This is a genomic window from Bradyrhizobium ferriligni (assembly GCF_056837965.1).
Genome location: NZ_JBXEJO010000098.1, coordinates 16756 through 28910, shown reverse-complemented (window position 1 = coordinate 28910; position 12155 = coordinate 16756). Strand labels below are relative to the sequence as shown.

Genomic DNA, 12155 nt, shown 5'->3' with positions numbered 1-12155 from the left:
CCGCGGACCCCTGATAGGTTTAGAGCGACAGCTCGCCCTGGCCCCGCCGATCATCTTCCCGGAAACCCAATCCCTGGGCCCACGGGAGACTTGCCATGAGCGGACACGATCACGACCATCGCGATGAGGAAAAAGGCGTCAGCCGACGCAAGGTGCTGGAATGCATGACCTGGGCCGGCACCGGCGTGCTGTGGACCGTCACCGGCGGCGTGCCGCATTCGCTCGGCATCGTCGGCTCGGCCGCGGCTGCGGAGGCGGCGCCCGGCATGACCTTCATGCAGATCAGCGACAGCCATGTCGGCTTCGACAAGCCGGCCAACCCGAACGCCATCGGCACGCTGGAAGAGGCCATCAACAAGGTCCGGGCGATGCAGGTCAAGCCGTCCTTCATGATCCACACCGGCGACATCACGCATCTGTCGAAAGCGTCCGAATTCGATGACGCCGATCGCATCATCTCGCAGGCCAAGCTCGACGTGCACTACGTGCCAGGCGAGCACGATTTCATCGACGAGGAGGTCAAGCTCTACAAGGAGCGCTACGGCCGCGGCACCAAGGGTCCGGGCTACTATTCCTTCGACGCCGGCGGCGTGCATTTCATCGGCCTCGTCAACGTCGTCGACCTCAAGGGCGGCGGCCTCGGCAATCTCGGCAACGAGCAGCTCGAATGGCTGGAGAACGACCTCAAGGGCCGCTCGAAGTCGACGCCGATCGTGCTGTTCGCCCACATCCCGCTGTGGACGGTCTATCCGCAATGGGGCTGGGGCACCGAGGACGGCGCCCGCGCGCTGGAATACGTCAAGGGGTTCGGCTCGGTCACCGTGCTCAACGGCCACATCCACCAGGTGATGCAGAAGGTCGAGGGCAACGTCACCTTCCACACCGCGCGTTCGACCGCCTTCCCGCAGCCGGCGCCGGGCTCCGCCCCCTCGCCCGGCCCGATGAAGGTGGAGGATGCCAAGCTGCGCAGCATGCTCGGCGTCGCCAGCATCAACTTCAAGCAGAACAGCCAGCCGCTGGCGATCATCGACACGCCGCTGCAAGGCTAAGGGACAAGACCGATGAGTTCGATCAATCGACGCGACTTCGGGATCGCCGTGGTCGCGACCATGCTGCTGCCGGTCACGGCGGCCCGCGCCGAGGATACCGCGGTTCACATCGACAACTTCTCGTTCACCCCGCCCCAGCTTGACGTGAAGGTCGGCACCACCGTGACCTGGACGAACCGCGACGACATCCCGCACACCGTGGTGTGTGCGGGCAAATTCCGCTCCAAGACCATGGATACCGACGGCACCTTCTCGTTCACCTTCACGGAGCCCGGCGAGTACAAGTATTTCTGCTCGCTGCATCCGCACATGACAGGCAGTGTCAAGGTTGGGTAACGTGACAACCCATACAATCACAACCATGCCCGGCCGGTGGCCCTCCGCCCCCGGCCGGGCACGAGCCGTCTCTCGACATGCCGGGCAGAACACGATGGTTGTCAACGCGTCGCAAGACGATCCCGAAAAGGCGCGGCGCTTCCGCGAGGCCGCGCTGCCGTATCTTGACGACGCCTATACGCTGGCCCGCTATCTGCTGCGCGATGCCGCCGACGCCGAGGATGCGGTGCAGGAATGCTATCTGCGCGCCTACAAGCATTTCGACAGCTACCGTGGACCTGCGATGAAGCCGTGGCTGTTCGCGATCCTGCGCAATGTCTGCCGCGCCGAATATGCAAGGCGCAAGACCGCCCCGACCGCGGTCGAGGAGTTGCCCGAAGGCGGCGAGCAGACCCCGCTGTGGAATGAAGCCCCGGAGACCCCGGAAAAGCAGCTGCTTCGCCGCTTCGACGGCGAGACCGTGCGCAAGCTGGTCGCGGCGCTTGCCGAGCCGTTCCGCGAGACCTTTGTGCTCAGGGAAATCCAGAATCTTTCATACCGCGAGATCGCCGATGTCGCCGCCGTGCCGGTCGGCACCGTGATGTCCCGCCTCGCGCGCGCCCGCGCCATGCTGCGATCGGCCTGGCTTGCGGAACAGGAGCAAGCGAAATGACCTGCGAGGAAGCCGAAGTGCTGATCCACGCGCTGATCGACGGCGAACTCGACGCCGGCCATGCGCGCGAAGTAGAAGCCCATGTCGAGGGGTGCGCGCATTGTGCCGCGCTCATGAAGGAGTACCAGGAGATCCGCCAGGCGATCGCCGAGAGCGATTTGCGCTACAAGGCGCCGCTCGAGCTGCGCCGCAAGATCGAGAGGTCGCTGCCGCAACCACAAGCGCAGGCGGCGCCGACCCGGCGCTCGGTGCTGCGCGGCTTCGCGCTGGGCTCCGCGGTGTCGGCGATGGCAGCGACCGGCCTTGTCGCGATCGTGCTGCGCAACGATGACGAGCAGCGCATCGAGAACGAGGTGGTGTCGGCGCATCTGCGTTCGCTGCAGGCCGGCCACCTCACCGACGTGATCTCGACGGATCAGCACACGGTCAAGCCCTGGTTCAACGGCAAGCTCGACGTCTCTCCGCCGGTGATCGATCTCACCGCGCAGGGCTTCACGCTGATCGGCGGCCGGCTCGACTACGTCAACGCCCGCGAGATCGGCGCCGTGGTCTACAAGCGGCGCCAGCACGTCATCAACCTGTTCGTGGCGCAGACCGCGAACACCGAACGCAAGGCGGCGAAGATTTCGACGCTGCAGGGCTTCAACATCCGCCGCTGGAGCGACCGCGGCCTGAACTACTGGGCGGTCAGCGATCTCGGCGCCGACGAGCTGGGCGAGTTCGGCGACAAGTTCGAGGGCGCGATGCGCGCGAACAAGGAGGGGTGAGTCTTGTAGCCCGGATGGAGCGCTGGGTAATCCGGGGATGGTCTTACCCGCTGTGAGAACCCCGGATTTCGCTCAGCCTGTCATCGGGCGCGCATTCGCGCGACCCGTTGGCTGCATCCGGGCTACAGGTTCGAAACTACGCCGACTTGCGCACCGCGTTGTCGACCAGCGTCTTGCCGAGCGACCAGATCGCGCCGGGCACCTTGTGGCTGCCGGCGATCACGTCGTCGAACGACTTCTCGATCCAGGTGCAGTCCTCTTCGGTGATCATGAGCGGCGGCAGCAGCTTGATGGTGTGGAGGCCGTGGCCGGCGACCTGGGTCAGGATCTTGTGATCCTTGAACAGCGGCACCGTGATCAGCTGGCAGAACAGGCCCTTGTTGGCAGTCTCCAGCAGATTCCACGACGCCTTCAGCCGCAGCGATTTCGGCGGGCCGAACTCGACGCCGATCATCAGGCCCTTGCCGCGCACTTCCTTCATCAGTTCATAGCCGGGCACCATGCGCGTCAGCGCAAGACGAAGCTCGGCGCCGCGTTTGGCGGCGTTCTCGACGAGCTTCTCGGCCTTGATGACGTCGAGCGTGGCAATGCCGGCGGCCATCGCCAGATCGTTCTTCGCGAAGGTCGAGCCGTGCACGACCGCGCGATCCATCTGGTTGAAGATTTTGTCGAAGATGTTCTTGCGCGTCAGCAGCGCGCCGATCGGCACGTGACCGCCGGACAGCGCCTTCGCCAGCAGCACCATGTCGGGCTCGATGCCCCAATGCTCGATCGCGAGGAATTTTCCGGTGCGGCCGATGCCGGTCTGGATCTCGTCGGCGATGAACAGCGTGCCGTATTTGCGGCACAGCGCCAGCGCGCCGGGCAGGAACTCGTCGGTGGGCATGTTGACGCCCTTGCCCTGGATCGGCTCGACGATGAACGCGCCGACCTGGCGCGACGACAGCGCCTTCTCCAGCGCCTCGAGATCGTTGAAGGGAATCGGGGTGCAGCCCGGCAGCAGCGGCTCGAATCCGCCGCGGAAATTCGAATCATCCGTCAGCGACAGCGCGCCGTAGGACAGGCCGTGGAACGAATGCCCGCAATAGACGATACCGGGGCGGCCGGTCGCGCCGCGCGCGAACTTGATCGCGGCTTCGACCGTTTCGGCGCCGGAATTGGCGAAAAACACCTTGTCCAGATATGGAACATGTTCCAGAAGCCGTTCCGCGAGCACGCCAGCGAGCGTCGAGACATCGAGTTGCACAAGATTGGGCAGGTCGGCGTCGAGCACGCTCTTCAGCGCCTGGCGCAGGGCCGGATGATTGCGGCCAATCGCAAAAACGCCAAATCCGCTCAATAGATCAAGGTAACGAGCCCCCTGACGATCGAAGAGGTATTGGCCTTGCCCCTTTTGGAAGCCGACGTCGTAGCCGATGGTCTTGAGAACGCGAACGAGTTGCTCGTTGAGGTGACGCGTGTGCATGGCACCGCGCTGCCCCTCGCGCTCCACAAAAATCTCGGAAACGTCTAGATTGGAACTTACCATTCGTTACATACGTCGGTTGATGGCCATCTCGTCAACTTAAAACGCTCGCTAGCGGCGTTTTGACCCCCGCTCGGATCGTCCAGTTAAGCACAGGTTTGGACCATGTTGCACTGCCCAAGAACTTTCGCGCGTACAATAGCCTTTTCAGGTTTATTTTTGGCCACCGTATTATCACCGGCACTTGCAGCGGACCCGACCGGCGACTGGAAGGTCGCTGACGGTGTCGCCACCATCCGCGTCGCCCAGTGTAATGGCAACATGTGGGGTGCGGTGTCCTGGGAAAAAACCCCGGGCGGCAAGGATAAGAACAATCCTGATCCTGCAAAGCAGAGCAGGCCGACGCTCGGCATGCCGATCCTGATCGACATGAAGAAGAAGGCCGGCGCCGATGCGTGGGAAGGTCAGGTCTACAACGCCAAGGACGGCCAGCTCTACAGCTCGACCATCAAGCCCGTCGGCACCGATCAGTTGGAGATCCAGGGCTGCGTGCTCGGCTTCCTGTGCGGCGGCGAGACCTGGACCCGCGTCGGTCCGCCGATTCCGGTGAGCGCCGCCGGCAGCCCGGCGGCGAAGGGCACCCAGCCCAAGTCAACAGCACCGCAGAAAACCACCGGCGCCGTGGCACCGGCCACCAAGCCGGGCCAAAAGCAGGTCCCGGGCAACGCCAATGCGCAGGCTGACGCCGTGGGCGATATCTGCCTGCTACCGGACATCGCGCGACCGACGCATTAGCGGAAGCCTGCGGGGAACACCATCCGCTGACATCGCGGCTCGGCGGCGCCTGCCGCCAAGCCGGTCCGACAGCGAACCGCCAACGCGTCAGGTGACGTCGTTGGCGATATCCTCCTCCTTGACCTCGCGCGGCTTGCCCATCAGCGCCGGCTGGAACAGCAACACCGCCGCGAGCGTGGTGACGAGCGAGAGCGCCAGCAGCTTGCCCATGCTCGCGGTGCCGGGATGGCTCGACAGCCACAGGCTGCCGAACGCGGTCGCCGTGGTCAGCGCGCTGAAAAAGATCGCGCGTGTCAGGCTCGACTGCAGCAGATTCGTCCTGCCCTGGCGCCACGCCGTGACATAGTAGATCTTGAACGCCACGCCGACGCCGAGCAACAGCGGCAGCGCGACGATGTTGGCGAAGTTGAGCGGCAGCCCGATCAAGACGCAGATCTCCAGCGTGACGATGCCGGCGACGAGGAGCGGCACCAGCGTCATCAGCACGTCGACGACGCGGCGCAGCGTGAGCCACAGCAGCAGGCCGATCGTGACCAGCGCCAGGATGCCGGCGTGGATGAACGCCTTCACGATGACGTCGCCCGACTTCAGGATCGAGACCGGCCCGCCGATCGCGGTCGGCTCGGCGGCGAGCACGGCGTCGGCAAAGCGGCGCAGATTGTCGTTGTCGTTCGGATCGCCCTTCGGCTCCACCTCGACACGCATCAGGCCGTCCTTGGTCTTCCAGCTGTCGACGAGTTCCGGCGGCAGGTTCTGCAGCGTGACGGTCTGGGCCTGCAGCGTATTGCGGAGCTGATCGAACACGATCTTCATCGGCGCGACGAAGATGTCCTGCGCCTTGTCGCGGGTCGCCTGGTTCGAACCGGCGAGCTTTTGCAGGGCGTCGGCGAGCCGGCGCGCGGCCACCGCGCCCGGCCCCTTGCCGTCGCCCGCGGTCTTGCGCAGGCTGTCGGCCGAGCTCTTCAGCGACTCGACATTCTCCTGATCCGACGGCGCCGGATCGACCGAATCCGGGTTGAGCGCGGGGCCGAGCGTCTTGGCCGCCTGCGCGATCAGCTTCAGCTTGGCCGGCTGGTCGTCGGGCACGAAGCTGTCGAGCGACATCACGCGCGACACTTCCGGCAGCTTCTCGAGCTTGGCCTCGATCTTCTTGGCGTCGGCTTCCGAGCGCGTCATCACGTTGATGGCGTTGGCGCCGGTGTTCGGATCCTTCCGCAGGTCGAGGAAGGTCGCGATCGATTCCACCTTGGAATTGCGCAGATTGATCGGGTTGAAGTCGAACTTCATGTAATGGAGCAGCGGCAGGCCCGCGACCGTGACCAGCAGCGTGCCGACGATGATCGGAACGCGATGCTTCTCCAGGAAGAGATCGAGCGGCGCCAGGAAGGCGTAGCCGACCGGCTCCTTCTCGCCGGGCGGATTGAGCAGATCGAGCAGCGCCGGCAGCACCGTGATGCTGGTGACGAACGCCACCAGCATGCCGGCGCCGGCGATCTTGCCGAGCTCCGAGATGCCCTTGTAGTCGGTCGGCAGGAAGCAGAGGAACCCGGCGGCGGTCGCCATCGCGGCGAGCGACAGCGGCACCGCGGAGCGGCGCGCCGCATTTTCCAGCGCCAGCGTCAGATTGTCGTTCTTGAAGCGCTCGGAGCGGTAGCGAACGCTGAACTGGATGCCGAAGTCGACCCCGAGGCCGATGAACAGCACGGCGAAGGCGATCGAGAGCAGGTTCAGCGAGCCGACCATCATCAGGCCGACCGCCGTGGTGATGGCAAGCCCGATGAACAGGTTCACGAACACGGCGAAGATGATCTTGCCGGAATGCAGCGCCATCCAGAGGATGACCAGCACGATCACCACGGTGCCGATGCCGTTGGTGATCGCGCCGTCCTGCACGGTGGCGTATTCCTCGTTGGCGATCGGCACGGGTCCGGTCAGGCGAACGCGCGCGTGATATTCGGTCGGGAATTTCAGATCGGCCGCCGCCTGGCGGATCGCGTCGGTCGCGCCCTTGCCCGGCTCCAGCGCCGAATAGTCGATGATCGGCTTGATCTCGATGAAGGCGCGCTTGTCCGAATCGGTCAGCGGCTTGTCGCTGGTGAGCTCGCGCCAGGAGAAGGTCGCGTTGCCCTTGGCGAGGACGGTCTCGACCGTCTCGGAGATCAGGTTGAAGGGCGGCGCCGTATTGTCGAGCTTGACCTGCCCGCGCTTGACGCCGGCAAGGCCGGTCTCGAGCGCGCCGGTCAATCCGCGAATCGAGGGATCGCCGGCCATGATCTCGATCAACGGTGCGGCCGCTTCGAGCTGGCCCGCGACCTTGCCGACTTCTTCGGTCGGCAGGAACAAGAGGCCGTTCTTCTCGAAGAATTCGCCGGAGCCGAGCGCGGTGATCGCTTCGAAGTTCTTCTTGTCGGCCTGCAGCTTCGCGGTGAGCGCCTTCGCGGCCGAGCTGGTCAGCTCCGGCGTTGCTGCCTCGACCACCGCCAGGATCAGCCGCTCGCGATCAAACGCTTCCTCGAACTGGTTGTCGCGCTTGCGCCAATCCAGATCCGGCGAGATCAGCTTGTTGATGTCGGTGTTGATCGAGAAGTTGCGGGCCGTATAGAAGCCGGCGCCGATCGACAGCAACACAGAGATAATCACAACCGGAAGGGCAAAACGCGTACAGGTCCTAACAACGGAGACGACAATATTTGTCAGCACTTCGTTTCTTTCTAATCTCGGGGAAGCATGGCCGAAAACGCCCGCTCTGTAGCGGAGTTCCCGGGACCGATCTAATGTTGTTTTGGTTATCCTTCTCGACGGGACGGCGAGGAGGTTCCAAAGCACAGGAACGGCCACGAATGGCCGGTATAAACCGCATGAGTGGGCGATAAAGTGACGAACAAGTGAGGGAGACGGTCGGTCGCAGGAGCCAAAACCCACACTATATTACCTCCAACGCCTCCTCCTTCGTGATCCAGCCCGCTCGAAACGCTACCTTTTTGCCACAAATCCCTGTATTTCCATGCGCTTGGGGCACAGATCCCGTCCAGGAACTGTGATGGCGCGGACGTTGCAACTGACGTTGCGAGGTCCGACGTGTGGAGTGCGTTGCCGAAAAGGCCGCAGGGCATTGAACGAGATTGGTGCAATTTGCGTAACGGACGTCCGATGGAAGTGTTTCTTGCTCAGCCGCGCGGCTTTTGCGCGGGCGTCGTGCGCGCGATCGAGATCGTCGAACGCGCGCTTGAGAAGTATGGCCCGCCGGTCTATGTCCGCCACGAGATCGTGCATAACAAACACGTCGTCGAGAGCCTGAAGAAGAAGGGCGCGATCTTCGTCGAGGACCTCTCGGAAGTGCCGGCCAAGGCAGTGACCGTCTTCAGTGCCCATGGCGTCGCCAGGAGCGTCGAGGAGGAGGCGGAAGCCCGCGACCTGCCGGTACTCAATGCCACCTGCCCGCTCGTCACCAAGGTCCACAACCAAGGCAAGCGTTATATCTCGAAGGGCCGCGCTTTGATCCTGATCGGGCACGCCGGCCACCCCGAGGTCGAGGGAACCATGGGACAGGTTCCGGGGCCGGTTCTGCTGGTCCAGAGCGTCCAGGATGTGGCGGAACTGAGGCTGCCGAGCGATGCGCCGGTCGCCTACATTACCCAAACCACCCTGTCCGTGGACGACACCAGGGACATTATCGCGGCTCTTCAGGCAAAATTTACAGATATTCAAGGCCCGGATATCAGGGATATCTGCTATGCGACACAGAACCGCCAATCTGCGGTAAGGGACCTGAGCAAACTGGTGGACGTCATTTTGGTGGTGGGGGCCGCCAACAGTTCCAACTCGAACAGGCTTCGTGAAATCGGCACCGAGGTCGGCGTCGCGAGTTATCTCATTGCCGATGGGAGCGAACTCAATCCGGATTGGCTCAAGGATGCGAAGGCCGTCGGCATTACGGCGGGCGCTTCTGCGCCTGAAGTTTTGGTCGACGATGTGATCGAGGCCCTGCGGCGCATCGGACCGCTGTCGGTCTCGGTCGTTCCGGGCCGAGAAGAGAATATCGAATTCCGGCTGCCAGCCGAACTGACTGCGGGCTGATCTGAACCCACATCCCTTTGATAAGTGCAGAAAGAAATCGTCTAATGGCTATACCGTTCTTCAAGGAAATGCGTATCGGCGGTTATCTGATCAAGCAGAAGCTGCTTGGCCGCAAACGCTATCCGCTCGTGCTGATGCTGGAACCCTTGTTCCGTTGCAACCTCGCCTGCGTCGGCTGCGGCAAGATCGATTATCCCGATGCGATCCTCAATCGCCGCATGACGGCGCAGGAATGCTGGGATGCGGCCGATGAATGCGGCGCGCCGATGGTGGCGATTCCCGGCGGCGAGCCGCTGATCCACAAGGAAATCGGCGAGATCGTGCGCGGCCTCGTGGCGCGCAAGAAGTTCGTCTCGCTGTGCACCAATGCGCTGCTGCTCGAGAAGAAGCTCGATCTGTTCGAGCCGTCGCCCTATTTGTTCTTCTCGGTGCATCTCGACGGCCTGAAGGATCATCACGACAAGGCGGTGTCGCAGAAGGGCGTGTTCGATCGCGCCGTCTCGGCGATCAAGGCGACGAAGGCGCGCGGCTTCACGGTCAACGTCAATGCCACCATCTTCGACGGCCATCCGGCGGAGGAGATCGCCAAGTTCCTCGACTTCACCACCGAGCTCGGCGTCGGCGTCTCGATGTCCCCGGGTTACGCCTATGAGCGTGCGCCCGATCAGGAGCACTTCCTCAACCGCACCAAGACCAAGAAGCTGTTCCGCGACGTCTTTGCGCTCGGCAAGGGCAAGAAGTGGAACTTCATGCATTCTGGCCTGTTCCTCGACTTCCTTGCCGGCAACCAGGAATACGAGTGCACGCCCTGGGGCATGCCCGCGCGCAACATCTTCGGCTGGCAGAAGCCCTGCTACCTGCTCGGTGAAGGCTACGCCAAGACCTTCAAGGAGCTGATGGACACCACCGACTGGGAGACCTACGGCACCGGCAAGTACGAGAAGTGCGCCGACTGTATGGCCCATTGCGGCTACGAGCCGACCGCGGCAACCGCTGCGATCAACAATCCGCTGAAGGCGATGTGGGTTGCGCTGCGCGGCATCAAGACCACGGGCCCGATGGCGCCCGAGATCGACATGTCGAAGCAGCGTCCGGCGCAGTACATCTTCGCCGAACAGGTGCAGAAGAAGCTCTCGGAGATCCGCCGCGACGAGGCTGCGGCCGCCGCCGCCAAGCAGCAAGCGAAGGCCTCGACCGCCGCCTGACGCGCGATGTGAGCGAAAGCAGAAACATGAAAGCCCCGGTTCAGCGAACCGGGGCTTTTTTCTTGGATCAGGATGCCGCCTGCTCTTCGTGGCGGTTTCGTAATAGCAGCTTCTCGATCTCCGCCGCGCGCGGCGCGCTGAGTGTGCCACGTTCGATCCCGAGCGGGACATTGCGCAAAGCGAGCTCGCGATACAGCGCGCCGGATGGAGGAAACCGCTCATCCAGCGCCCGGAGGTGTTTGAGGATCGTTCCGACGTCGCCGCGCGCCACGCAGCCGCCCATGCCATTCGCCAGTCCGCCGTCGAGAACGGCCGCGACCGTCCCGCGCAGCAGCGGCATCATCGCGCGCAAGGCGTCCGCCTCGCTGGCGCCAAAGCTCTTCCAGAGCTCGACGCCTTCCTTGAGCAGCGCGATCAGGAACGGACCGACGTAATATGCCGACGCATGATAGAGCGCCCGCGCACCAGCCGGCAGCGCCAGCGGTTCGCACCCGATCCGGGTCGCAAGCAATTCCAGGTCGCGCCTGAAGTCGCCCTCTGCCTCGATGCCGACGGTGCATCCGCGTAATCCCTCGAGCGCAACGTCCGGATTGGCAAACATCTGCATCGGATGAAATCCGCCGGTCGCGGCGCCTGCGGATTTCGCCTGAGCGAGCGCGGCCAGTTCGGTCGCGCCGCTGCAATGAACCACGCGGTGACGCGGCTCCCAGCGCAAATCGCGGCACACCGGCAGGATCGCGTCGTCGCTCACGGTGAGGAAAACCATGTCGCAGCTGTCGACGACCTGCTGCGCGGCGGTCATCGGCCGCGCCGACGGGATGCGGGATCCGAGCCGCTGCGCGGCATCGGCACCGCGGCTGTAGAACGCCGCGACGTTCAGCCCCGCGCGGACGAAGGCCGGCGCGAGCGTTTGCGCCACGCGGCCGGCGCCGATGAAGCCGATCCGCAACGCCGCCAGCGCCGTGCTCATTGCGCGTAGCTCCCGTCGATGCGGTCGAGCCTGCGCCGCAGCGCCGGCCATTCCAGCAGGCCGTAGCCGGCCTGCAGATTTTGCGCCGCTTCATTCAGCACCGGATTGGTGTCGCGCTCATTGTCCAGCGTGATCTCGGTGCCGGCAAAGCAGGTCACCGTGTTGCCGATCGCCATCTCGGTCGGCGCATGCAGCGGCCGGCCGCAGCCGAGCGCGTCGACCTGGATCCGGCAGGCCTGCTCCAGCCAGTAGATCGCATTGAACGCCTGCGGAATCGTGTTGCCGCAAACCAGGAGGCCATGATTGCGCAACACCAGCACATTGTTGCGGCCGAGATCGGCCACGACACGGTCGCACTCGTCCCGATCGATCGCCGGCCCTTCGAAATCGTGATAGCCGATCCGTCCGTGAAACCGCATCGCCGTCTGCGACAGCGGCAGCAGCCCCTCGGCAAGCGTGCTGACCGCGGTGCCGGCCCTGGTGTGGGTATGCAGGACGCAGTTCACGTCGGGCCGCGCGCGATGGATCGGGGCATGCAGATAGAAACCGGCGACGTTGACGTTGTAGCCGTGGTCGGGCTGCAGCACGGTGCGGCCCTCGATGTCGATCTTGACGAGGCTCGACGCGGTGATCTCCTCGTACAGCATGCCATAGGGATTGATCAGGTATTGATCGTGATGCCCCGGGACCTGTGCACTGATATGGTTGTAGATCAGGTCGGTCATTCCATAGAGCGCGACCAGGCGGTAGCACGCCGCGAGATCGACGCGGGTTGCCCACTCCTGTTCTCCCACGACGGCCCTGATATCGTTGACGGCACAAACTTCGATCTGACGCAT

Annotated in this window: 11 protein-coding genes; 7 read left to right on the top strand and 4 right to left on the bottom strand. The window is 63.9% G+C overall.

The window, feature by feature from the left end:
• Positions 1-95 precede the first annotated feature (95 nt).
• The 4 genes from AC1VNY_RS38360 to AC1VNY_RS38345 all read left to right on the top strand — a co-directional run bounded on the left by AC1VNY_RS38360 (position 96) and on the right by AC1VNY_RS38345 (position 2804).
• Positions 96-1049 carry a metallophosphoesterase family protein gene (locus AC1VNY_RS38360; protein ID WP_057015687.1) on the top strand — a complete coding sequence of 318 codons (954 nt, stop codon included), beginning with the start codon at positions 96-98 and terminating at the stop codon, positions 1047-1049.
• A 12-nt stretch (positions 1050-1061) separates the two neighbouring features.
• Positions 1062-1385: a cupredoxin domain-containing protein gene (locus AC1VNY_RS38355; RefSeq protein ID WP_028338682.1), complete on the top strand. Its 324-nt coding sequence runs from the start codon at positions 1062-1064 to the stop codon at positions 1383-1385.
• Positions 1386-1479: 94 nt separating this feature from the next.
• Positions 1480-2037, top strand: coding sequence for a sigma-70 family RNA polymerase sigma factor (locus AC1VNY_RS38350; RefSeq protein WP_018270594.1), 558 nt, complete (start codon positions 1480-1482; stop codon positions 2035-2037).
• Positions 2034-2804, top strand: a complete 771-nt coding sequence (locus AC1VNY_RS38345; RefSeq protein WP_482409050.1) for an anti-sigma factor family protein — start codon at positions 2034-2036, stop codon at positions 2802-2804. The genes AC1VNY_RS38350 and AC1VNY_RS38345 overlap by 4 nt, the downstream gene beginning before the upstream one ends.
• Positions 2805-2940: 136 nt before the next feature.
• Here the strand turns inward: AC1VNY_RS38345 and hpnO are convergent, their stop codons facing one another.
• On the bottom strand, positions 2941-4332 hold the full coding sequence (gene hpnO, locus AC1VNY_RS38340) for an aminobacteriohopanetriol synthase HpnO (protein ID WP_057015689.1): 1392 nt from the start codon (positions 4330-4332) through the stop codon (positions 2941-2943).
• A gap of 102 nt (positions 4333-4434) precedes the next feature.
• On the opposite strand from hpnO, the gene AC1VNY_RS38335 reads away from it, so the two are divergent.
• Entirely contained in the window at positions 4435-5064 is a 630-nt protein-coding gene (locus tag AC1VNY_RS38335) for a DUF2147 domain-containing protein (RefSeq protein ID WP_482409049.1), read from the top strand.
• Positions 5065-5151: 87 nt separating this feature from the next.
• Here the strand turns inward: AC1VNY_RS38335 and hpnN are convergent, their stop codons facing one another.
• Positions 5152-7764 carry a hopanoid transporter HpnN gene (hpnN, locus tag AC1VNY_RS38330; RefSeq protein WP_482409048.1) on the bottom strand — a complete coding sequence of 871 codons (2613 nt, stop codon included), beginning with the start codon at positions 7762-7764 and terminating at the stop codon, positions 5152-5154.
• Positions 7765-8214: 450 nt separating this feature from the next.
• Here hpnN and ispH point away from each other — a divergent pair, with 450 nt between their 5' ends.
• Together ispH and hpnH are read left to right on the top strand one after the other, a co-directional pair.
• Complete coding sequence (gene ispH, locus AC1VNY_RS38325) at positions 8215-9141, top strand: 4-hydroxy-3-methylbut-2-enyl diphosphate reductase (RefSeq protein WP_482409047.1); 927 nt, start codon at positions 8215-8217, stop codon at positions 9139-9141.
• A 44-nt stretch (positions 9142-9185) separates the two neighbouring features.
• The gene (gene hpnH, locus AC1VNY_RS38320; RefSeq protein ID WP_482409046.1) at positions 9186-10346 is read left to right on the top strand and encodes an adenosyl-hopene transferase HpnH; all 1161 of its coding nucleotides are present in this window, start codon (positions 9186-9188) and stop codon (positions 10344-10346) included.
• A gap of 67 nt (positions 10347-10413) precedes the next feature.
• Here hpnH and AC1VNY_RS38315 read toward each other — a convergent pair whose 3' ends face one another.
• Positions 10414-11316, bottom strand: coding sequence for a Rossmann-like and DUF2520 domain-containing protein (locus AC1VNY_RS38315; protein ID WP_482409045.1), 903 nt, complete (start codon positions 11314-11316; stop codon positions 10414-10416).
• Positions 11313-12155 (bottom strand): class II aldolase/adducin family protein, encoded by an 843-nt coding sequence (locus AC1VNY_RS38310; RefSeq protein WP_482409044.1) that lies wholly within the window; start codon positions 12153-12155, stop codon positions 11313-11315. The genes AC1VNY_RS38315 and AC1VNY_RS38310 overlap by 4 nt, the downstream gene beginning before the upstream one ends.